Genomic DNA, 22,877 nt, shown 5'->3' on the forward strand with positions numbered 1-22,877 from the left:
AATTACCTCCTGAAAGAACGAGCGGCCGAGGGTCGCAGCACTGCGGGGCGGAAGGGCGCCGCCCGCAGGCCCTCTGCGCGACGGGAGCTGCCGCCACGCGGCGACCGACTGCCCGCAGCGCCGCCGGAACGACCGCCTGATCGGCTGCGGGAACGCGAGGGGCGCCCGCGGTCGGCCGCGCCCCCGCGTCCGCGGTCGGCACCTCCCCGCTCTTGCTTCACCAGGCGCAGATCGGCGCGGCGCTGCTCGTACACGCTCGGCTCGCGGTCGGCGGCCGACACCGACAGAATCAGTCCGACCAAAATGAACGAAGCCAGCATGGACGTACCGCCCGAGGAAATGAAGGGCAGCGGTTTGCCCGTGGTGGGAAACACGCCGATCACGCAGGCGATGTTCAGAAACGCCTGGAACACCAGCATGACGGTGCAGCCGCCGGCGATCATCGCCCCCACATCGTCGGAGGCGCGCTCGGCGATGGACAGGCCCGCGAACAGCACGCCGAAGAACAGCGCGATCACCACGAGCGCCCCCACCAAGCCCAGCTCCTCGCCGATGATGGCGAAGATGAAGTCGCTCTCGGAGGCGAACAGGTACTGGAATTTCTCATGGGAGTTGCCCAGCCCCACGCCGAAGATGCCGCCCTCCGACAGGGCGTAGAACGAGCGGATGATGTTGTAGCCCTTGCCGTAGCCGCCCTCGCCGTCGTTCCACGGATCGAGGAACACCATGCGGTCAGCGCGGTAGCCCGTACCGAACACGGCCATCACCGCGCCGGCCACCGCCACCACCAGGCAGGCTGCCAGAACGCGCTTCGACACGCCCCCCATCCACATCACCGCCAGAATGCCCACGAAACAGATGGCCGTGGTGCCCAAGTCGGACTGGGTGCGGTACATGATGGCGATGGGCACGATGATGAGCACGAAGGCCCGCAGAAGCGTGGTCTTCAACTCCACGGTGCCGCTGCGGTAGTCTACCAGCAGCCGCGCGGCCACCAGCAGAAACGCGATCTTGCAGAACTCCGAGGGCTGCATTTCCGAGCCGCCCACCGAAAGCCAGCGCTTGGCGCCGTAGTGGTCGACGCCCACCAGCCACACGGCCAGAATAAGCGCGAGCGCCACGGCCCACACGAGCCAGACGGCCGACCCCATCCAGAACCGATAGGGAATCACCTTCCACAGCACGAAGGCGATGATGGCGCCCAGCACGGCGAAGATCACCTGACTGCGGAAGAACGTCTCGGCCGGAGCCCCGTTCTCCAGGGCCTTCACCACCGAGGCGGAGAACACCATCACCAGCCCGATAAGCACCAGGGCGAGCACGCACAGCAGCAGCAGAACACGGGGCCCCTGCAACGAGGGGCCCGTCTGCGGTGCGTTCTGTCGGGCCCGAGCCGCCACGGCCCCTAGGCCCCGGCCTTCCCGGCCCGGGCGGCCACCAGGGCCTTGAACACATCGCCGCGCTCCTCGAAGCAGCTGAACTCGTCGAAGGAGGCGCAGGCGGGCGAGAGCACCACCACATCGCCGGGCACCGCCGCGGCCAGGGCCGCATCCAGGGCACCCTCCATGTTGTCAGCTTCCATCGCGGGCACCGAGGAATCGGCGAAGGCCGCCGCGAAGCGCTCGCGGGCCTCCCCGAAGCACACCACGGCCCGGGCATACTGCTCGCAGGCCGCCACCAAGGGCGCCAGCTCGGTGCCCTTGTCGCGACCGCCCAGCAGCACGATGGGACGCGCGGGCAGAAAGGCCGTGAGCGCCACCAACGTGGCGTCCACATTCGTGGCCTTGGAATCGTTGTAGCAGGCCACGCCGGCCACCGTGCCGGCGGGCTCGATGCGATGCTCCAGGGGGGCGAAGGACAGCAGCCCCTCGGCCACCGCCGAGGCGGTGGCGCCCAAAGCCAGGGCGGCGCTCGCGGCCGCCAGGGCGTTCACCTGGTTGTGCTCCCCCTTGATCTGCAGATTGTCCACGTACACCAGCTCGGAAACCTCGCCGGCTTGGGCCACCACCAGCTTGCCGCCCGGGCCGCGGAAGGCCGCCGCATCGGCGCCGCAGGCCGCGCGCATGTCGCCGCCCACGCCGGCCGCCGTGCCGATGGGCACGATGGCGCAGGGAGCGCCCTGGGCCCGCAGCGCGCGCAGACGCTCGCGCACGGCGTCATCGCAGGCGTTCAGCACCGCCGTGGTAGACGCGTCCGCCTGGGCGAGCACCTTCCACTTGGCGGCGGCGTAGTTCTCATGGCTTCGATGCCACGCCAAGTGATCGGGGGTGATGTTCAGCACCACGGCCACATCGGGGGCGAAATCGCGGGTGGAGGCCAGCTGGTAGCTGGACACCTCGGCCACATACACGGCCGCGGCGTCGGCGGCCACGGCCTGGATGCAGGTGTCGCCGATGTTGCCCACGCTGACGGCATCAAAGCCGGCGGCCCGCAGCAGATGGCAGGTCAGCGCCGTGGTGGTCGTCTTGCCGTTAGTGCCGGTGATGGCCACCCATCGGGCGTCGGCAGCGCTCTCGCGCCAGGCGAACTCCACCTCGCTGATCACCTCGCCGGCCGCCTCGGCGGCGCTGCGGTAGAAATCGGAGAACTCGGAGATGCCGGGGCTGGCGATGCACAGGTCGTAGGTGCCTTCGATGGCCTCGTGCTCGAACAGCACCACCGCGCCCCGGGCGCGGGCCTCCTCGGCCCAGGCCTCGGCCTCGGCGCTCGGGGCGCCGGCCGCCACAGCCAGCGAGCTCACCCGGCCGCCCAGGCGCTCCAGGCAGTAGTCGGCCACCGCCTTGCCCGATTTCCCCAGGCCCAGCACGAGCACCCGGCCGAGCGAGACCGGTGCCAGCTTGCGTCCGGCCACATATTCCCGCGCCGCCATGTTAGGCCACCGCCAGCGACGAGGCGAACTGCAGCACGAAGCCGCAGGCGGCCAGCATGCCCGACACAATCCAGAAGCGCACGACCACCTTCGTCTCCGACCAGCCCTTTTTTTCGAAGTGGTGGTGCAGAGGCGCCATCAGGAAGATGCGCTTCTTCGTCTTTTTGTAGTAGAACACCTGGATCATCACCGACAGGGCCTCGGCCACGAACAGGCCGCCGATGATGATGACCACGAACTCCACCTTCGTGACCACGGCCAGACAACCCAGGGCCATGCCCAGGGCAAGCGAGCCGGTATCGCCCATGAAGATGTCGGCCGGATGGGAGTTGAACCACAGAAAGCCGATGCACGCGCCGGCGAGCGCGCCGGCGAACAGGGCCGGCTCCAGCGCGCCCACGCGGAAGGCGATGGCCGCCATCACCAGCATGACCACCATCACCGTGCCCGCCGCCAGGCCGTCCAGGCCGTCGGTGAGGTTCACCGCGTTGCACAGGCCCACCAGCAGGATGAGGCAGTAGACAAGATAGAGCCACGGAATCTCGATGCCCCCGCCCACGGGCACCACCGTGGTGAGCACACCCAGATCGATGGTGCACACGAAGGGAATCTCCACCGTGGGCTCAACGCCGAGCAGGTTCACTGCGGCCAGCACGAACACGCCCGCGATGAGGAACTGCCCCACCAGCTTCGCCTTGGGCGTGAGCCCCAACGAGCGCTCGTGGGCCACCTTCGAGGCGTCGTCGATGAAGCCGAGCACGCCGGTGGCCACCGTGGCGCCCAAAAGCAGCCACAGCTCAACAGTGGGCGCCCCCACCGAGGCGATCAGCGTGAAGGCGATCACCGCCACCAGCATGATGACGCCGCCCATGGTGGGCGTTCCCTGCTTCACCAGATGGCTCTGCGGGCCGTCGGCGCGCACCTGCTGGCCGATATGGCTCGATTTCAGGAAGCGAATCCAGGCGGGCATCAGCACCATGGTGAACACCATGGACAGCACCACGGCAAGAAACACCATGAACGTGGGATAGGCGGAGAACAGAGAGAACATCAGTGAACCAATCCTTCGACAACACGGGTAAGGCCCATGAAATGGGACGCCTTCACCAGCACGGCATCCCCGGGCTCCAACAGGGTATCAAGCTCTTCCAACACATCGGCGACGGTGGCCGCGCGGCTGATGCGCTGCGCCGGCATGCCCGCCTCCGCGGCGCCCTGGGCGATAAATTCCGCCAAAGCACCCACGCAGATGAGCCGATCGAGGGGAAGGCGAGCGGCATGGGCCCCCACCCCGCGATGGCACGGCTCGGCGAAGTTCCCCAATTCCCCCATATCCCCCAGCACCGCGATGCGGCGACCGGCCACCTCGGTGGCCGCGAACGTGGACAGCGACGCCCGCATGGAATCGGGGCTCGCATTGTAGGCGTCGTTCACGATGGTGAAGCCCCCGCGGGCCGCGATAACCTCCTGACGGCCCGGCTCGGGCACCGAGGCGCCCAGGGCCGCCGCGATGGTCTCCAGATCGAGCCCCAGCGCGAAGCCCACGGCGGCGGCCGCGCAGGCGTTGTCCACATTGTGCCGCCCCGTCAGCGCCAGCGTGCAGGCGCAACGCTCCACCGGAGCGAACAGGGCCAGCTCATCGTGGTCGGCGTGGTCGCGGGCGCACAGCGTGAAGCGGGGGCGCCCCTCGGCGTCCAAGGTGACGTCCTCGGCCCACACCACTTCCTCGCACACCGTGCCGTCGCGCCCCAGAAGCTCGCAGGTAGCCTCGTCGGGATGCCCCGCGAAGCCCGTCAGCGCCAGAGGGCGCTCGCGCAGATCGCCGGCGTCCATCAGAAGATCGACGAACGCGTCGTCCAGATTCAGAAACGCCCGCCCCGTACCCGCGGGCAACGCCGCGAACAGCTCGGCCTTGGCCCGGGCGATGTTCTCGCGCGAGCCCAGAAGCTCGATGTGGCTCTCCCCCACATTGGTGACAAGGCCCCAATCGGGACGCACGAAATCGCACAGCTCGGCAATCTGACCCGCGCCGCGCATGCCCATCTCCACCACCACGACGGCGGTCTCAGGATCGGCGGCCAGAAGGGTGCGGGGCACGCCCAGCTCGTTGTTCTGGTTGGCGCGGGTGGCCACCACGCTGCCGTAGGCCGCGCACACATCGCGCACGAGGTTCTTCGTGGTGGTCTTTCCCACCGAACCGGTCAGGCCGATAATGCGGCCGCGCAAATGCCCGCGCCAGGCCCGCGCCAAATCGGTGATGGCACTGGCGGTATTCGCCACCTCGATGATGGCGGCGCCCATCTCGCGGGCAAGCAGGCAGGCCGCCTGGCCGGGGCTCTGCATCACCAGGGCGCCCAGGGCGCCGGCGCGCAGGGCCGCCTCCACGAAGTCGTGGCCGTCCACGCGCTCGCCGGGCAGCGCCACGTACAGCCAGCCGGGGCGCACCTCGCGGGAGTCCCACGTGATGCCGCCCATCAGCGCGCTGGGGTCGATGGGATCGATGAGAAACTGGCCGCCTGTGTATGCTGCGATTTGTTTTGCGTTAAGGCGCACGATGTTCCCTTCGCTAGTCCTGGCCTTTCAAACCGAAGGCCCGCTCCAGCTCCTCGGCGGCCACTTGGCGGTCGTCGAAGGAAAGGGTCTCGGTGCCCACGATCTGATAATCCTCGTGGCCCTTGCCCGCGATGAGCACCGCGTCGCCGGGGCGTGCCCAGGCGATGGCGGCGGCAATGGCGCTGCGGCGGTCGGGCTGCACCTCGAAGGTGGAGCCCCCGTCCATGCCCGCCACGATGTCGTCGATGATGGCCAGCGGGTCTTCCCGGCGCGGGTTGTCGCTCGTCACCACGGCATGGTCGGCGGCCAGCGCCGCCTGGCCCATAATGGGGCGCTTGCTGGCGTCGCGGTTGCCACCGCAGCCGAACACCACGCAGGTGCGGCCACAGGACAGCGCCTTAATGGAATCGATGGCCTTGGTGAGGGCGTCAGGGGTGTGGGCGTAGTCCACGTACACGCTGATGGGAGCCTCCACGGCGGCAGCCACGCGCTCAAGGCGCCCGGGCACCGGCTCCATGGTGGCCAATGAAGCGGCAATAGCCTCGGCGGGCAGCCCCAGATGCAGGGCGCAGCCGAAGGCCGTCATCACGTTCTCAACATTGAAGCGACCCACCAGAGGATAGGTGACGGTGATGCGCTGACCGCGCACCTCCAGCTCGGCCACGGTGCGGTCGGCCTCGTAGGCCACGTTCACCGGGTGAATCTGGGCCGTGGTATCGAAGCCGGTGGTGATCACCTCATCGCCCGCCTCGGTCACCCGCCGCAGCAGCTCGCGGCCCCAGGCGCCGTCGATGTTGATAACGCGCCGGGCCGGGTAGTCCCGCGAGAACAGCAGGGCCTTGGCCTCGAAGTAGTCGTCGAAGGTATGATGGTAGTCCAGGTGATCCTGGGTGAGATTCGTGAACGCCGTGACCGCGAAGGTGGAACCCCAGGTGCGCACCAAATCGAGCGCATGCGAGCTCACCTCCATGGCCACCACGTCGCAGCCGGCATCGCGCATGCGGGCGAACAGCTTCTGCAGGTCGGGCGACTCGGGGGTGGTGTGCTCCGACTTCTCCAGCACGCCGCCGATCTTGTTGCCCACGGTGCCGATAACGCCGCAGCGCTTCCCCGCCGCGTTCGCGATATGCTCCACCAGATAGGTGGTCGTGGTCTTGCCGTTGGTGCCGGTGATGCCCACCAGCGAGAAGTCGCGGGAGGGGTGATCGTAGAAGTTCGCCGCCACATGGGCCATGGCCTTGCGGGAGTCGGCCACCACCACCTCGGTCACGTTCGTGGCATCGGCCAGGTACACCTTGCGCTCCACCACGAGCACCGTGGCGCCGCGGTCGATGGCATCCTGGGCGAAGGAGTGGCCGTCCACCACGTTGCCCACGATGCAGAAGAACATGTCGTGCGGCCCCACGCCATCGCTGCGGAACGCGAGCCCGGCCACCTCCTCGTCGGCATTACCGATAATGGTGCATTCCATACCCTGGAAAAGCTCAGCGCAAGTTTTGGTCATAGCCGGTGATTCCCTTTACGACGAGGTAATGTTGTACTGCTTGACAGCGTTGTCCATTATAGCGCTAAACACTTGGGTGGTCTTGCGCTGATAGGGAACCTCGTTGGCACCTACAAAACAAACTAAATTGGTGGAAGCGCCGTCGATGAAGCCGCAGAAGCCCAGGTTGTAGATGCCCTTCTTGTAGCCGCCCAGCTCCGAGGGAATCTCGGCGGTGGAGGTTTTGCCGCACACCGGATAGCCCTCCACGTCGGCCGCCGCGCCCGAGCCGTCGGTGACCACCGTGCGCAGCATCGAGCGCATGTCGGCCAGAGCCTCGGCGTCCTCGGTCACCACCTCGGTGGCGTAATCGGCCACTTCCCCGGTCTGGGGCTTCGAGATGAGGAAGTGCGGGGTCACCATCACGCCGTCGTTGGCGATGCAGCCGTAGAAGCGCACCATCTGCAGAGGAGTCACTGAGATACCCTGGCCGAAGCTGACGTTGTAGCCGATGATCTTGCTCCAGTTCTTGAACTCCTCCACATGGCCCGAACCCTCACCGGGGTAGTCCACCCCGGTGCGCTCGGTCAGGTGGTAGCGCCCGATGGCGTCGTACAGGTGGTCGAAGCCGGCGTTGTCCATGGCCAGCGAGATGCCCACGTTGGACGAGTGGTTCAGAATCTCACGCAGGGTCATTACCTCGTCGTCGCGCTCATGGGAGTCGGACACGTCGTAGTCGTTGGCCGTGATGGTGCTCGGGCAGAACATGGTGGATTCCGGCGTCATGGCCTTGGCCTCCAGAATGGCCATGGCAGACACCGACTTGAACGTGCTGCCGGGCTCGTACACCTGGGTGATGGCCTTCACGTGCTCGCTGCCGATCTCGGAGGAGGCCATGTCGGCTGGGTTCATGAACGGCAGCGAGCAGGCGGCGTAGATCTCGCCCGTGGAGGCGTCCATCACGATGGCGCTGCCCTCGTCGGTCTCGATCTGCTCCATGCCCTCCAGCACGGCCTGCTCCACGGTGTCCTGCAGCTTGATGTCCAAGGAGATCATGATGTCCTGGCCGTCCACCGCCGGCGTCTCCTCCTTCACGCCCCCCGGGATGGGAAAGCCCTTCTCGCCGCGCTCGGCGGTGTAGGTGCCGGGGGTGCCCGACAGGATGTCGTTGTACTGCAGCTCCAGGCCCGTAATGCCCTCGCCGTCCACATTGCAGTAGCCGATTACCTGGCCGCCGATGGAGCCGTGGGGGTACTCGCGGCGCGTATCGGCAATGAAGTAGATGCCGTCGAGCTTCAGATCCTTCACCCGCTCGGCCTCGCTCACCTCGGCCTGACGCTTGATGTAGACAAACGACGTCTCCTGCTTCGACAGCAGGGCCTCGTAATCGGCCGCCTCGCCGCCCAGCACGCCGGCCAGCGACCGAGCCTCGGCGGCCACGTCGGTCACCTCGACGGGATTGGCGTATATGGTGGTGGCGTCCACGCTGGTGGCCAGCACAATGCCGTTGCGGTCGTAGATGGTGCCGCGATGGGGCGTGGTGGTGAAGCTGATGGTGCGCGACTCCTCGGCCTGGGCCGAGTACTGATCGGCCACGATCACCTGCAGGAACACCAGACGAAGGAAGAACACCACAGCGATGAGGGCGAAAATCACCAGCACCGCCTGGGCGCGGCCGCCCACCGAGGGCAGCGCCGCATCGATGGGGTTGCGCGGGCGCTGGGGAGCGCGGCCGTGACCGGGCCGTCCCTGCCGGCCGGAGCGCTGTCGGGCATCCATCGCCGCCGCCTATCGGGCCGCCAGGGCGGCCATGCTCTCCGACAACGACAGGTTGCCTGCCTCGTCGGTTGCCACGATGTCGCGGGGCAGCACCAGCTGCTCGGAGTAGGCAGGGGTGGGGGCCATCATGCCCATGGCCTGGGCCTGGGTTTTGATGCGCGTGGGATTGGAAAGCACGCTCTGGGCCACTTCCAGCTCGTTGCCCTGGGCGCGGGCCTCCTCGATGCTCTGGCTGATTTCCCGCGTCTCCAGGGCGCAGGTGGCAGCCGCCGAGGTGATGGCCACGCGGGCCACGGCAATGAGGGCGAGGGCGATGCACGCGACGGCGCACACCTTCGCCAGCGTCAACGCGGCAGCCGACAGCCCCTCCTGGGCCTGGGCACGCCGGCCTGCGCCGGGCACCACCGCAATGGAGGGCTCGTCGTACAGGGGCAGCTTTTCGGCCACCGAGGTGGGCACGTAGCGCGCGCCCCGATATCCCGCGGCGAAGGAAGAGCCCGCGCGGCCACGCGAGGCCGCCGAAGAGGAACGCCCGTAGGCGTGCGCGCGCGATGTCATGGATGCGCTCACCTCACGTTCCTCCTCACGGCCGCGGGGGCCACTAGGCCAGGCAAGCCCGATGACCTGCGTCGTCGGGCTTGTCCGTGCAATCGTTCATTTCAGCGGGTTTTCCCTGATGAAAACCCATTTCAGCGCTTCACCGCCACACGCAGCTTGGCGCTGCGGGCCCGCGGATTCCGCGCAATCTCCCCAGACGTGGGAAGCTGGGGCTTGCGGGTGACGATGTCGAGTATCGGCTGCTTGCCGCACGCGCACACCGGAAGCTCCGGCGGGCAGGTGCAGCGGTTCGCAAACGATGCGAACGTGTCCTTCACGATGCGGTCCTCGAGGGAGTGGTAGCTGATCACCGCGATGATGCCGCCCGGATTAAGCCAGCGTACCGCCGCGTCCAGCCCGTGGCGCAGAACGGTTAGCTCCGAGTTGACTTCAATCCGAAGGGCTTGGAAGGTGCGCTTGGCAGGGTGTCCCCCCGCGCGCCGGGCCGAGGCCGGAATGGCTGCCTTTATCACGTCGACCAGCTGCCCGCTCTCTTCGAAGGGGGCCTGCTGCCGCGCCGCCACGATGAAGTCGGCGATGCGGCTGGCCCATTTCTCGTCCGAATAGGCGCGAATGATCCGAGTGAGATCTGCTGCGTTGTAGGTGTTGACGATCTCTTGTGCGGTAAGGGTTTGTTTCCCCGGATCCATCCGCATATCGAGGGGGCCGTTCTCCTTGAAGGAGAAGCCGCGTGATTGCGTGTCGATCTGCACCGACGAGACGCCCAAGTCGAACAGGATCGCATCGATCCCGGGAATCTCGCAGGATGCCAGAAGCTCGTCGAGGTCTCCGAAGTTGCCACGCAGAAGCGCCAGTTCCGGACGCTGCGCCTCGGGAATCGTCTCCAAGCGCTCGGTCGCGCCCGCAAGCGCCACCTCGTCCTGGTCGATGCCGATGAGCAGGCCGTCACGGCCCAGCTGTTTGGCCGCCTCAAAGGAGTGCCCCGCGAAACCGAGCGTCGCGTCCACGAACACCGGATGATCCGGCAGATCGAGGTAATCGATGCACTCGGTCAGAAGAACAGGTATGTGCCGATATTCGCTTGTCACGGTTCGCTCGCCTTACGCCCTGCCCTAGGTGAACAGCAGGCTCAGATCGACTTCGGCGATCCGGGCCTCGTAGCGCTCGGCGTCCCAGATCTCGAAGCGCTCCCCGTTGCCGACCAGCACCACCTCTTTGTCGATGGCGCAGCCGCTGCGCGTATCGGCAGACAGCATGATGCGTCCGGCGGAATCCACCTCCACATCGCGGGCCCGGCTCTTCAGCGCTCGGTGCAGCCACTCCTGCTCGCGATTGTTCTCCTTAAGCTCGGGGAACTTGCTGCGCATGAGCTTCTCCACCCACTGGTTGAAGTCCGGGGCCTCGAACACGTAGACGCATTCGTTGGTGGGCTCCAGGGTAACCACGAGATCTTTGGAAAGAACCTTGCGGAACTTCGCGGGAAGGGTCACACGGCCCTTGCCATCGACCTTCAAGCGGAACTCGCCGTTCAGATCTACCTCGTGGCGAGGCAGCGTCTCGGCGGTTTCGTTGTCGTCGGTGGCGGCCAAGGCTTCCTTTCCCCTGCTGCGTTTTGAGTGGGATTCAAGTGTGTTGGTAGTGCGTTTCGAAATCCCGCTCGGTCGTTTTCCACGGCATGCATATTACCCCACAATGCCCCACTTCGCAACATTTCACTCCACTTTTGCCACTTTTTTGCCCCACTTGTTACTCGCAAGATATGGCGAAAAAGCAGTGGGCGCTGAATTGAATTTCAATATCTTGTATTCGTATTACAGGAAACGAACGACCCACCACTAGATATGCCCAAACCGTGCAATACCGGTGGATAACTTTTCCACCGACCACGGTGGGACAAGGTGTGGGCGAGATTTGGAGAGGCCGTGCAGGGGCAGCCGCGAACGGCAACGGCCCACGATGGGCACCCGATGGGCCAAAGGCGAGCGCCCCGCAGCACGCGGAGGGCGCTACAATGGACGCCGACGAAAGGAGCGCCGTGTTCGCATTCGAGAACGCCCTGGACGAGTACATGTCCTACCTGCGCATCGAGCAGGGAGCCTCGCCGCGCACCGTGGAGGCCTATCGCCGCGATCTGGAGGGCTACCTGGCATTCCTGGACGGCCAGGGGGTAGAGGACTTCGAGGACGTGCAGCGGGAGACCGTCACCGCCTACGAGCACGACCTGGCCGACCAGCAGCTGGCCGTCACCACCGTGCGGCGGCGCATCTCGGCCGTGCGGGGCTATCACCGTTTCCTCGTGCGGGAGAACCTCACCGCCGCGAACCCCGCCGAGACCGTGGACATCCCCAAGACGGCCGAGCGGCTGCCCGACGTGCTGTCCATCGAGGAGGTGGGGCGCATGCTGGACGCCTACATCGACGAGCGGCCGAGCGGCCTGCGCGATCGCGCGCTGCTGGAGGTGCTGTACGGCTGCGGTCTGCGGGCAAGCGAGATCTGCGCCCTCGATATGGACAACCTGTATTTGGACGACGGCTTTCTGCGCGTGTTCGGCAAGGGAGCGAAAGAGCGCATCGTACCCATCGCCGGCGCCGCCGACCGCGCCCTGCGCCGGTATTTAGCTGAAGGGCGCCCGACGCTGGCGCGCAAGGGAGGCGGCTGCGACCTTGCAGCGGCCGGCGCGGTGTTCCTGAACCAGCGGGGCGGCCGCCTGGGCCGGCAGAGCGTGTTCAACCTGGTACGCAAAGCGGGCCGGGCCATCAACCGCTACGACTTGCACCCCCACACCCTGCGTCACTCGTTCGCCACCCACATGCTGAAGGGCGGCGCCGACCTGCGCGTGCTGCAGGAGATTCTAGGGCACGCCGACATGTCCACCCTGCAGGTGTACACCCACCTCGATCGCACCCACCTCCACGAGGAGTACGCCCACGCCCACCCCCGCGACAAGATGTGACAGGAGCCGCGGGCGGGCTGAAGCCCGCCCCTACAGGGAATGCAGCCCAACCTGCGGTCAGCCCCCCCCCGCAAACCTCGTAGGGGCGGGCTTTAGCCCGCCCGATCGGCCAAGGCTGACGGGCGGCCCAACCGGCGATGAGGCGGTTGCGGCCGAAAACCTACTCCCCCACGGTCAATTCGCCGGCCAAGGACTTCCCCATGGCCGCGGCAACCTCGGCAGAGGTGAGGCCGTGGCCGAGCAGGTGCATCAACTTGGTGAGCGCCGCCTCGCAGGTCATGTCGAGCCCCGACACCACGCCAGCCCGGGCGAGCGCGTCGCCGGTGGCGTAGCGCTTCTCCTCCACGCCGCCGGCGGGACACTGGGTCACGTTCACGATCACCTTCCCCGCCCGCACGGCCTCGGCCACCAACTCGGTGAACCAGGTATCGGTGGGCGCGTTGCCGGCGCCGAAGGTGCGCAGCACCACAGCCTTCACACCCGGCGCGGTCAGCTGCGGTCGCAGCACAGCCTCGGTGATGCCCGGGAACAGGAAGGCCACGCTCACGGCGTCGTCCATGGCATAATCGGGCGCCAGGGCGGCCCCCACCGGCGGGCGTGCCAGCAGCTTCTGGCGGTACACGATATGCAGGTCCATGTCGGCCAAGGGCGGGTAGTTGAACGACTCGAAGGCGCCGAAGTTCGTGGAGCTCACCTTGGTGGCCCGGTTGCCGCGCCACAGGTGACGCCCGAAGGAGATGGCCACCTCCTGCACCATGGGCGCGCCATCGGCCGTGCGCGCTGCGGCGATCTGCAGGGCGGTGATGAGGTTTTCCGTGCCGTCCTCGCGGATCTCGCCAATGGGCAGCTGGCTGCCCGTGAGAATGACAGGCTTGGCCAGGCCGGGCAGCATGAACGACAGGGCGCTTGACGTGTAGGCCATGGTGTCGGTGCCGTGCAGCACCACGAAGCCGTCGAAGCGGTCGTAGGCGTCGGCAATCATCTTCGCCACCTTCGCCCACGTATCCGGGTTCATGTTCGACGAGTCGATGGGCGGCGTCAGCTCCACATGGTCGAGTGCGTAACCGAGCCGGCCGATCTTGGGCACGTTCTTCATCAGGTGATCGAAGCTGAAAGGCACAAGCGCCCCGGTGGACAAGTCTTCGGTCATGCCGATGGTGCCTCCGGTGTACACGATGAGAATACGCGGTACGGTTTCTTGATTGGCCATAGACGCTCCTTTAAACGGAATCGGCTTTCCAAGCAATTATAGGAAGCCGCCTCATCCTTTTCTCCCCATTAATCTTCCCGTTGAAATTCCGTAGGAGCACTCAGGCGAGGGCGCCAGCGATGGTCCTGGCGACGGCTCGTGTTCGCGAGGGCTCCCCTTTTGTGCAGGATTTTACGATAGGTAGAGCGCAGGAACAGTAAGTACCATCTGGAGGCTCTTCCTATCGCATTTTTTTGCACATAAACCATGCCGAAGACTCTCCCAATCGCAATTTTCCGCACATCGTGCCATGATCGACAAACATCGACCCTGCGCACCTGCGACAACCGGTTGCGAACAGCGTGCTACCGGCGCCGAAAGCGGGAGGTGCGGGTGGTGGGCGCTTTTTTGCGGTGCAAGGTGGCACGACGAAAGAGCTCGGCGGCGACCCCCTTGGCCTTGCGCGCCCCGTGGGACACCTTCGGCGTGAGGTCGGCCTCGTCGGCCGTCTTCCAATCGTAGAACACCGACAGGTAGCGCAGGAACACCACGGTGAACACGCAGGCGCAACCGGCAAGCACCAGCGGGGCGTTGGCAAAGGCCATGGCGGCGAACACAAGCGCGCCCCCGAAGCCGGCTACCGCGTAGAAGTTCGAGCGCTGGAACACACCGGGCGTCTCCCCCACGCTGATGTCGCGCAGGGCGCCCCCGCCCACGCTGGTGAGCGCGCCCAGGATGACCACCATCACGAAGCCCTCCCCGCAGGCGAAGGCCTTGTTGGCGCCGGCCAGGGCGAACAGGGCCACCGACAGCGCATCGGCGAAGAAGAGCACCTGCCCCGAGTGGCGAAACAGCCCGCGGAAGTAGAACACGAACACAGCCAGCCCGATGCAGATGAGGATGACGTTGGGATACTGCATGAAGTACACGCCGTCGTCCTGCAGCAGAAGGTCGCGGATGATGCCGCCGCCGTAAGCCGTCATGAGGCCGAGCACGATGGTGCCCACGATGTCGAGCTTGCGGTCGCAGGCGAACATGGCGCCGGTGATGACGCCCACCGCCACGCTGAAGAAGTCGGCCCCGAAGGGCACGGTGAGCGCCCCGTCGGCGAAGAGCTGTTCCATGGTGCGGCTTTCGGCCTACTTGTGGTAGTAGCGGTGCTGCTCGTACTTCGGCTCGCAGCACACGTTGATGCCCAAGGTCTTGTACAGCTTCTCGTCGGCCGCCGAGATGATGACCGAGAAATAGGCGTCGCAGCCGCGCAGCTTGTCGATGTTGTCGATGAGCTTCTCCGCCAGCGGGTTGCTCACCGACGAGATGGACAGCGCGAGCAGGGTCTCATCGGAGTGCAGGCGCGGATTGTGGCTGCGCAGATGCGCGGTCTTCAGGTGGCAGATGGGCTCCAGCACGTCGTCGGAAATGACGTACAATTCGTCATCCACCCCCGACACACCCTTGAGCGCGTTCATGAGCAGGGCCGAGGCCGCGCCCAGAAGGTTGCCGGTCTTGCCGGTGACCACGCGCCCGTCGGGCAGCACCATGGCGCCGGCCGGGCCGCCGGTGGTCTCCTCCTTCAGCAGCGCCGCCGAACGGGCCGGCGACAGATTCTGGTTGATGCCCGCCTGATTCATCAGAAGCTCGATCTTCTTCAGGGCCTCCTCGCCCACGCCGGTGCGCTTGATCTCCTCGGCGGTCTGGAAGTAGCGGCGCACGATCTCGTTGTTGCCGGCGGCGCGGCAAGCCTCGTCGTCGGAAATGGCCAGGCCCGCCATGTTCACGCCCATGTCGGTGGGCGACAGGTACGGGCACTCCCCCGCGATGCGCTCCATGGTGGCGCGCAGCACCGGGAAGATCTCCACGTCGCGATTGTAGTTCACCGTGGTCTCGCCGTAGGCCTCCAGGTGGAACGGGTCGATGATGTTGTCGTCGTCCAGATCGGCCGTGGCCGCCTCGTAGGCGATGTTCACCGGATGCGTGAGCGGCAGGTTCCAAATGGGGAAGGTCTCGTACTTGGCGTAGCCGGCCGTCACGCCGCGCTTGTGCTCGTGGTACAGCTGCGAGAGGCAGGTGGCCATCTTGCCCGAGCCGGGGCCCGGGGCCGTTACCACCACGAGCGGGCGCTCGGTCTCGATGTACTCGTTCTTGCCGAAGCCCTCGTCCGAGACGATGTGGTCGATGTCGTTGGGATAGCCCGGAATGGGATAGTGCAGATAGCTCGTGATGCCCATGGCCGTGAGGCGTCGGCGGAACAGATCGGCGTTGGGTTGGTTGGCGTAACGCGTGATGACCACGCTTCCCACCTTGAAGCCCATGGAGCGGAAGATGTCCATGAGGCGCAGCACGTCCTCGTCGTAGGTGATGCCCAAGTCTCCGCGCACCTTCGAGCGCTCGATGTCGTTGGCGTTGATGGCGATGACGATTTCCACCTCGTCCTTCATGGACTGCAGCATGGAGATCTTCGTGTCGGGCAGAAATCCGGGCAGCACGCGGGAGGCGTGGTAGTCGTCGAAGAGCTTGCCGCCGAACTCCAAGTACAGCTTGCCGCCGAACTGGCCGATGCGCTCGCGGATACGCTCCGCCTGCAGCTGGATGTACTTGTCGTTGTCGAAACCTTCGCGCATACGGGCACTCCTTCAATGAACGGGCGGCGGCAATCTAACCGAATCAGTATAGCGCACCGTGCCCCGCCCCCTTCATGGAGATTCGACGGCTTCTTTCGGGCCGAAACGGCAAAGGGCCCGCGCAGCGTGCACCGCGCGGGCCCGAAAAGCACAAAGATCAGAGGGCTCCTAGCACTTGCCCAGCTCGCACTTGAGCTCTTCCTCGTCCTTGATGGACAGCGAGGTCTGCAGAATGTCGCCGCCAAAGGGACGCATGGCCTCGGCGAACTTGTCCTCGGTCATGGAGCTGACCACCATGAACACGGCCGCCTCGTCCTTCTGGGTCAGCAGATTGCGTACGCGGTTCTGGAAGTCCTCGTCCACACCGCGCTTCACGAAGAAGCCCGTAAGCGCGCCGAGCCCCGCACCGATGGCGGCGCCCCAGAAGGGAATGAGGAAGATGAGGCCGAACAACATGCCCCAGAACAGGCCCCACACCGTGGAGTTGCCGATGGGCTGGCCGGGTGTGACCACGTCGAACTTGTCGTTGTCGCGACGGGCGACAACAGCCACCGACTGGAGGTTCACGATGAAGTCGTCGCCGAGGTTCAGCACCTCCTGATAGGCCTCTTTGGCCTTCTCCTCGGTGGGATAGCCCAAAACGAGCAGCGTAGACATAAGCGCGTCCTTTCTCTCGGAAACAAGATTGACGCCCAGTCTAAAGATGACCCTTCCACAAAGGGCTGCGCGCATAGCATCCGTCATCGCGCGATGGATACGCCGTTGTCGGGCTGTCACGCGCCGACGATGCGCCCTTCCCCCATGTTTCGGACGCGTTACATTCTGTGCGCGTTTCGCATTGGAAACATTCGCAGCGCATCATGGAGCAACGTTGGGAGGAGCGGGCTGCCCGTCCCAGCGTATTTTTTTGTTCGGAAGCCCCACGGGCGGAAGGAGCACAGCATGGCCAAGCACATCTTCGTTACCGGGGGCGTCGTCTCGTCGCTCGGCAAAGGCATCACGGCTGCCTCGCTCGGCCAGCTTCTGAAGGCGCGCGGGTACAAGGTGACCATGCAGAAGATGGACCCCTACCTGAACGTGGACCCGGGCACCATGAGCCCGTTCCAGCACGGCGAGGTGTTCGTCACCGAGGACGGCCACGAGGGCGACTTGGACCTGGGGCACTACGAGCGCTTCATCGACGAGAACCTCTCCCGCGAGAGCAACTTCACGCAGGGCTCCATCTACCAGACGCTCATCGCCCGCGAGCGGCGCGGCGACTTCCTCGGTGGCACCGTGCAAGTGATCCCTCACGTGACCGAGGCCATCAAGGAGCGTATCCGCCGCGCGGCCGAGCAGTCGGGCGCCGACATCGTGATATCCGAGATCGGGGGCACCATCGGTGACATCGAGGGCCTGCCCTTCATCGAGGCAGCACGACAGTTCAAGAAGGAAGCAGGGCCGGGCAACGTGCTGTTCGTGCACGTGACGCTGGTGCCCTACATTACGGCGGCCCACGAGGTGAAGACCAAGCCCACCCAGCACTCGGTGAAGGAGCTGCGAAGCCTCGGCGTGCAGCCCGACTTCATCGTGTGCCGGTCGGACCACGCGATAGAAGACGGCGTGCGCGAGAAGATCGCGCTGTTCTGCGACGTGGACACCGACGACGTGCTCGCCTGCCCCGATGCGCCTTCCATCTACGAGGTGCCCATAAGCCTCTACGAGCAGGGCTTCGACATCTCGGCCCTGGCGAAGATGGGACTCGCACCCCGCAAGATCAAGCTTGCGCCGTGGCGCGCCTTCCTGAAGGCAAAGGATGCCTGCGAAGGCGCGTTGGACATCGCCGTGGTGGGCAAGTACGTGAGCCTGCCCGACGCCTACCTCTCCATTCACGAGGCGCTCGTGGCCGCCGGCATCGCCGCGGGGCGCACCGTGAACGTGCATCTCGTCGACGGCGAGGCGCTCGCCGCTGAGAACGCCGCCGGGGTGCTGGGCGCCATGGACGGCATTCTCGTGCCGGGCGGCTTCGGTCAGCGCGCCTTCGAGGGCAAGATCGCCGCGGCCCGCTACGCCCGCGAGAACAACGTACCGTTCTTGGGCATTTGCCTGGGGCTGCAGGCGGCCGTCTGCGAGTTCGCCCGCGACGTATGCGGCTTGGAGGGCGCCACCTCGGCCGAGTTCGCCGACGGTGCCCCCGAAGGCGCGCCTTTCGTCATCGACCTCATGCCCGAGCAGGAGGATGTTGAAGATAAGGGCGGCACCATGCGCCTGGGAGCCTACCCCTGCAAGGTGGTGCCGGGCACCCGCGCCGAGGCGGCCTATGGCGAGCCCATCGTATACGAGCGCCACCGCCATCGCTACGAGGTGAACAACGCCTACCGCGACAAACTGACCGAGGCGGGACTCGTTATAGCGGGACTCTCCCCCGACGACCGCCTCGTGGAGATGGTGGAGCTGCCCGACCACCCCTTCTACGTGGCCAGCCAAGGCCACCCCGAGTTCAAGAGCCGCCCCACGCGCCCGCATCCCCTGTTCAGGGCTTTCATAGAGGCGGCGAAGGCGGGGCAGGACGCAGCGATCCAGTAGGGACGGCAGCGGTGAGCGCCGGAGGGCCCGGGGCCGCTCCGGCGACCTCTGCGCGCCCCTCGGAGAACGCGGCTGTTGAGAAGCAGGTGCAGGCCGCAGGCGCCCGCAGGGGACGGCTTCAGCCGTCCCTCACCGCAAGCGCGCCCAACCATCGACGGAGAGGGCGGCCTAAAGGCCGCCCCTACGAGCACGTCGATGACGAAGAGAGCAGACGCAGCCAATGCGGCTACACCGGTCGCTCGTGGCCTTCCTCGGTGGTGAGAATCACCGGGCCGTCCTCGGTGACGGCCACCGTCTTCTCGAAGTGCACCGAGGGCTTGCCGTCGCGCGTGCGCACCTCCCAACCGTCGGAGCCCTGCACGGTCTTGCGAGTGCCCATATTCACCATGGGCTCGATGGCGAGCACCATGCCGGGCAGAAGTTTCAGCCCCGTGCGGCGGCGCCCGAAGTTCGGCACGTTGGGTTCCTCGTGCATATCGCGTCCGATGCCGTGCCCCACGTACTCGCGCACCACGCCGTAGCCGGCCGCCTCGGCCAGCGACTGCACCGCATGCCCGATGTCGCCCAGCCGCTTCTTCGGCACCGCCTGGGCGAGCCCTTCCCACATGCAGCGCTCCCCCACCTCCAAAAGACGCTGCACCTCGGGCGCCACCGCGCCCACCGGATAGGTCCAGGCGTTGTCGCCCACCCAACCGTCCACGATGGCTCCGGTGTCGATGGAGATGATGTCGCCCTCGCGCAGGCGCACCTTCTTGGAGGGAATGCCGTGCACGATCTGATCGTTCACCGACGCGCAGATGCTGCCCGGGAACCCGCCGTAGCCCTTGAAAGCGGGAATGCCCCCCTCGGCGCGGATGACCCGCTCGGCAATAGCATCCAGCTCGCGCGTGGTAATACCCGGCTCCACGGCCTCGCCTACGCACCGCAACGCGAGGGCCGAAACGCGACCCGCTTCCCGCATAGCGTCTATCTGCGCTGGAGACTTCAACTTCACTGCCATGGCATCACACTTCCCTTTATCGCCCTGTTGCCCTGTCGCGTCCGGAAAACTCTCGCTTTCGCGCTGCGTACCTCGCGTGCGGCGACCCGCTCGCCTGGCCGCCTGAGTTAAAGCAGCACGCGTCCGACCGAGCACTCCCCCGAGCCAACCCCGGATCGCCGAGCAGCGCACCAGCCGAGACAGCACGGAGGCCTATCGTCCCAGCTTCCGCTTCACCTTCTGCACGGCACTGGTAATGAACACCGCCTCGGGCCACCGCGCCGCGATGGGCAGGGCGAAGGTGACCACCAGGGCCACCAAACCGCCGGCCACCAAATAAGCGAAGGCCTGGCCGATGCCACCGTTCAACGGGCCCGCGAACAGGCCCAGGGCCGTCAGCACTCCCCAGCCGGCCAACGCGCCGGCGCCTCCCAGCAAAAGACCGCGCACCAGCGACAGCAGAACGCGCCCCAAACCCATGGGGCCGAAGTGCCAGCGCAGGTAGATAAACGACACCGTGTTCGCCAGCACGTAGGACACGATGGTGCTGGCGGCGATGGCCTCCAGCGTCACCGGCATGCCGTGCTGGTAGGCCCATGCGGCGCCCATGGCCACGGCAATCTGAGCCACCACGGCCAACGAGTAGATAATCGAGAACACGCCCATGCGACGAATGCTGCTGAAGGTTTTGTTCATGTAGGAGTTCAGGCTGTAGAACGGCAGCGCGATGGCCATCACCGCCAGGTAGCGGGCAATCTGGCCGATGGCGTCTTCAGTGAAGGCGCCGATGTGGTACAGGGTGACCAGAGGTGTGGCGAACACCACCAGGTACATGGCGAACGGAATCATCAGGAACAGAATCTGGCGCGTGCCTTCCACCACACCGCGAATGACACCGGTGCGATTGCCATCGGCGTGCATATCGGCCAACTCGGTGAACAGCGACGTGGTCACCGACACCGCGATGAACGAATAGGGGAACGTGAACCACAGGCGCGCGTAGGCGATGACCGAGGGGCCGTTGTCGGCCAGGCAATAAGCCGCGGCGTTCTGCACCGACACCGTGGCGAACGAGCACAACGTGACGAAGATGGCCGGCGCCCCCAGGCGCACCGTGTCGCGCAGAGCCGGGTCGTGCACATCGATACGCGGGCGCAGGCGAATGCCCACCCGACGCAGGGCTGGCAACTGGAAGGCCAGCTGTACCAGGATGCCCAGAGGATTGCCGATGGCAATGGCGTAGTAGGCCAGATTCTGATCGTAGCGGGCAATGAAGGCGTAGCTCACGAAGGCGATGATAACGATGATGTTGTTGAACACCGGCGCAAATGACGACCAGAAATACTCGCGGTTCGCGTTCAGCAGGCCCGACACGATGGCCGATGCGCCGTAGAACAGAATCTGCACGGCGAAGAAGCGGAAGAAGAACACCGACAGGGCCATCTGCTCCTGGTCGGAATAGAAGCTCTGGGTGAAGATGATCTGAGCCGGAAACACCATGCACAGAACCGAAACCACGGTCAGCATCGCCACCACGATAGTCAGCAGATTCGACGCGTAGGCGTTGCCGGCCTCGGGGCCCAGCTTCTTCTTCACCGACAGGTACACCGGCAGAAACGCGGTGACCAGCATGCCGCCGATCACCATCTCGTACAGCATGTCGGGCAGGTTGTTGGCCACCTGGTAGGAGCTGGACACGAAGGTGGAACCCAGGGCAAAGGCCATGGCCCAAGTGCGAGCGAAACCGGTGATGCGGGAGATGATGACGCAGATGCTGATGAGAGCGGCGGAAGCCCCCGCCGACTCCACGCGCGACTCCACCGACTCCACCTCGCCGACGGGCGACGCCTGCTGCTGGGACGGATCGACCAGGGCCGCGGGCGCCGTGCGGTCCACGCCCACATGCGACCCCATCACGGGAATAAGGCCCGTTGCGCCGGGGTCGGGCGGCGGATTCAGCACGGTTTTGTCCACGCCGCCATGACGGCCGCGCACCACTTCGCTCGCTTCCTTCAGCCAGCGGGGGTTGTTGGTGTCGGGCAGCACCGGGGCATCAGAGCCCGTACGGGTACGCTGTGCCCCCTGGCCACGGAAATCTGCAGAGGTCCCGCCAGGTTCGGGTCGCCCAGGCTGCGCCGTCGGGCCCGTGCCGGGATGCTCGCGGGGGATCTCTCGGCGAATATGTCGGGCTCGTTCGAGCTTATCTGGCATGGATGCGCCTCGCACAGGTTCGGGTATAATCGATAATCATAGCAAAGTCGGAAAGTCAGGCCCCATGAACACACTGGTCGTACGCAATAATTCCAATCCCCAGGCCATCGACGCATCACTGCTGCTGGTCACGTATCTGACGAGCCAGAACATTAACGCGCTGGTGGTGGATTCGGCCTCCCTCGGCAACGACCAAGGACGGGCGGCCATTCGGGCCCAGCTGCCTGAAACCTTGGATATGGTCGTGGTGCTGGGCGGCGACGGCACGGTGCTGCACACCGTGCATTTGCTGAACAACCGCCAAGTGCCCATCCTTCCCGTGAACTTCGGGCGCCTGGGCTTTCTGGCGAATGCCGACGGCGACGGCCTCATATCGCTGGTGGCCGAAGCCCTGGCCGACGAGCTGACCGCCGAACGCCGCAGCCTGCTGTCCATCGATATCGCCTGCGAGGGAGAGCCCGACCCCTACGGCGACGACGCGGTGGAGGTGGACTATCCGCAGATCGTCACCGAGGAGGACTACGCGGCCACCATCGACCCCGATGCGGCCTTCGTGGGCGGAACCATGATGCCGCCCGACAAGTTCGGGGTGAACCTGCGCGGTATGGCGGGCATCCGCCGGTTCATCGCCCTGAACGAGATCGCCATCACCCGCGGAGCCCTGGGCCGCATCATCGAGCTTTCGCTGGACATCTCGGGCACACACGTGGCTCGTATGCGCGGCGACGGCCTGGTGGTGGCCACCGCCACCGGTTCCACCGCCTACGCGCTCTCGGCGGGAGGCCCCCTCATCTCGCCGCGTTTCGGCGGCATGGTGGCGGTGCCCTTGGCGCCCCACACGCTGCGCTCGCGCGCTATTGTCACCGACACGAGCGACGTCATCGAGATCACCTTCGACGACACCGAGGACTACCGCGATGCCACCTTGTTCGTCGACGGCGAGATCGTGCCCTTCGAGCATTCCATCGAGAAGCTCTACGTGCAGGTGGCCCCCTTCCCCGTCACCCTGCTGCGTGCGAGCGGCGCCGGCTTCTACGAGCGCATCTCGCGGGACTTCTTCGGCGAATAGCCCCTCTCCTTCTTCAAAAGGAGAAAGGCCCCGCGATCTCGATGATCG

18 protein-coding genes are annotated in these 22,877 nt (G+C 65.9%); 3 read left to right on the forward strand and 15 right to left on the reverse strand.

Annotation, left to right across the window (positions count from 1 at the left end):
* Positions 1-2: 2 nt before the first annotated feature.
* The 9 genes from VIN30_RS08110 to mraZ all read right to left on the reverse strand — a co-directional run bounded on the left by VIN30_RS08110 (position 3) and on the right by mraZ (position 10,831).
* A complete protein-coding gene (locus VIN30_RS08110) occupies positions 3-1,355 on the reverse strand; it encodes an FtsW/RodA/SpoVE family cell cycle protein (protein WP_326425255.1) in 1,353 nt (450 codons plus the stop codon).
* Between the two features lie 50 nt (positions 1,356-1,405).
* A complete protein-coding gene (gene murD / locus VIN30_RS08115; protein WP_338210711.1) occupies positions 1,406-2,869 on the reverse strand; it encodes a UDP-N-acetylmuramoyl-L-alanine--D-glutamate ligase in 1,464 nt (487 codons plus the stop codon).
* Between the two features lies 1 nt (position 2,870).
* On the reverse strand, positions 2,871-3,920 hold the full coding sequence (mraY, locus tag VIN30_RS08120; RefSeq protein WP_326425252.1) for a phospho-N-acetylmuramoyl-pentapeptide-transferase: 1,050 nt from the start codon (positions 3,918-3,920) through the stop codon (positions 2,871-2,873).
* The gene (locus VIN30_RS08125) at positions 3,920-5,422 is read right to left on the reverse strand and encodes a UDP-N-acetylmuramoyl-tripeptide--D-alanyl-D-alanine ligase (RefSeq protein ID WP_338210712.1); all 1,503 of its coding nucleotides are present in this window, start codon (positions 5,420-5,422) and stop codon (positions 3,920-3,922) included. The genes mraY and VIN30_RS08125 overlap by 1 nt, the downstream gene beginning before the upstream one ends.
* A gap of 13 nt (positions 5,423-5,435) precedes the next feature.
* A complete protein-coding gene (locus tag VIN30_RS08130; protein ID WP_338210714.1) occupies positions 5,436-6,926 on the reverse strand; it encodes a UDP-N-acetylmuramoyl-L-alanyl-D-glutamate--2,6-diaminopimelate ligase in 1,491 nt (496 codons plus the stop codon).
* A gap of 15 nt (positions 6,927-6,941) precedes the next feature.
* The gene (locus VIN30_RS08135; protein WP_338210716.1) at positions 6,942-8,684 is read right to left on the reverse strand and encodes a peptidoglycan D,D-transpeptidase FtsI family protein; all 1,743 of its coding nucleotides are present in this window, start codon (positions 8,682-8,684) and stop codon (positions 6,942-6,944) included.
* A 9-nt stretch (positions 8,685-8,693) separates the two neighbouring features.
* Positions 8,694-9,254 (reverse strand): cell division protein FtsL, encoded by a 561-nt coding sequence (locus VIN30_RS08140; RefSeq protein ID WP_338210718.1) that lies wholly within the window; start codon positions 9,252-9,254, stop codon positions 8,694-8,696.
* A gap of 119 nt (positions 9,255-9,373) precedes the next feature.
* Positions 9,374-10,330 carry a 16S rRNA (cytosine(1402)-N(4))-methyltransferase RsmH gene (rsmH, locus tag VIN30_RS08145; protein ID WP_326425244.1) on the reverse strand — a complete coding sequence of 319 codons (957 nt, stop codon included), beginning with the start codon at positions 10,328-10,330 and terminating at the stop codon, positions 9,374-9,376.
* 24 nt (positions 10,331-10,354) lie between these two features.
* A complete protein-coding gene (gene mraZ / locus VIN30_RS08150) occupies positions 10,355-10,831 on the reverse strand; it encodes a division/cell wall cluster transcriptional repressor MraZ (protein ID WP_326425241.1) in 477 nt (158 codons plus the stop codon).
* 446 nt (positions 10,832-11,277) lie between these two features.
* On the opposite strand from mraZ, the gene VIN30_RS08155 reads away from it, so the two are divergent.
* The gene (locus VIN30_RS08155) at positions 11,278-12,195 is read left to right on the forward strand and encodes a site-specific tyrosine recombinase (protein ID WP_338210722.1); all 918 of its coding nucleotides are present in this window, start codon (positions 11,278-11,280) and stop codon (positions 12,193-12,195) included.
* A gap of 160 nt (positions 12,196-12,355) precedes the next feature.
* On the opposite strand, the gene VIN30_RS08160 is transcribed toward VIN30_RS08155, so the two are convergent.
* The 4 genes from VIN30_RS08160 to VIN30_RS08175 form a co-directional block, all read right to left on the reverse strand.
* Entirely contained in the window at positions 12,356-13,405 is a 1,050-nt protein-coding gene (locus VIN30_RS08160; protein WP_338210724.1) for an asparaginase, read from the reverse strand.
* A gap of 344 nt (positions 13,406-13,749) precedes the next feature.
* A complete protein-coding gene (locus VIN30_RS08165; protein WP_338210726.1) occupies positions 13,750-14,508 on the reverse strand; it encodes a trimeric intracellular cation channel family protein in 759 nt (252 codons plus the stop codon).
* A 15-nt stretch (positions 14,509-14,523) separates the two neighbouring features.
* Positions 14,524-16,005, reverse strand: coding sequence for a DUF1846 domain-containing protein (locus VIN30_RS08170; protein WP_338210728.1), 1,482 nt, complete (start codon positions 16,003-16,005; stop codon positions 14,524-14,526).
* Positions 16,006-16,173: 168 nt separating this feature from the next.
* Positions 16,174-16,662, reverse strand: coding sequence for a DUF1269 domain-containing protein (locus VIN30_RS08175; RefSeq protein WP_338210730.1), 489 nt, complete (start codon positions 16,660-16,662; stop codon positions 16,174-16,176).
* 285 nt (positions 16,663-16,947) lie between these two features.
* On the opposite strand from VIN30_RS08175, the gene VIN30_RS08180 reads away from it, so the two are divergent.
* Positions 16,948-18,570 (forward strand): CTP synthase, encoded by a 1,623-nt coding sequence (locus tag VIN30_RS08180; protein ID WP_338210732.1) that lies wholly within the window; start codon positions 16,948-16,950, stop codon positions 18,568-18,570.
* Between the two features lie 226 nt (positions 18,571-18,796).
* Here VIN30_RS08180 and map read toward each other — a convergent pair whose 3' ends face one another.
* Positions 18,797-19,570, reverse strand: coding sequence for a type I methionyl aminopeptidase (gene map / locus VIN30_RS08185; RefSeq protein ID WP_338210734.1), 774 nt, complete (start codon positions 19,568-19,570; stop codon positions 18,797-18,799).
* A 192-nt stretch (positions 19,571-19,762) separates the two neighbouring features.
* Positions 19,763-21,760, reverse strand: coding sequence for a murein biosynthesis integral membrane protein MurJ (gene murJ, locus VIN30_RS08190; RefSeq protein WP_338210736.1), 1,998 nt, complete (start codon positions 21,758-21,760; stop codon positions 19,763-19,765).
* A gap of 64 nt (positions 21,761-21,824) precedes the next feature.
* Between murJ and VIN30_RS08195 the strand changes: the two genes are divergently transcribed.
* Positions 21,825-22,829: an NAD(+)/NADH kinase gene (locus VIN30_RS08195; protein ID WP_338210738.1), complete on the forward strand. Its 1,005-nt coding sequence runs from the start codon at positions 21,825-21,827 to the stop codon at positions 22,827-22,829.
* The last annotated feature ends 48 nt before the right edge of the window (positions 22,830-22,877 follow it).

The sequence above is a fragment of the Adlercreutzia wanghongyangiae genome (assembly GCF_035989245.1).
In the GTDB taxonomy this organism is placed as follows: Bacteria; Actinomycetota; Coriobacteriia; order Coriobacteriales; family Eggerthellaceae; genus Adlercreutzia; species Adlercreutzia wanghongyangiae.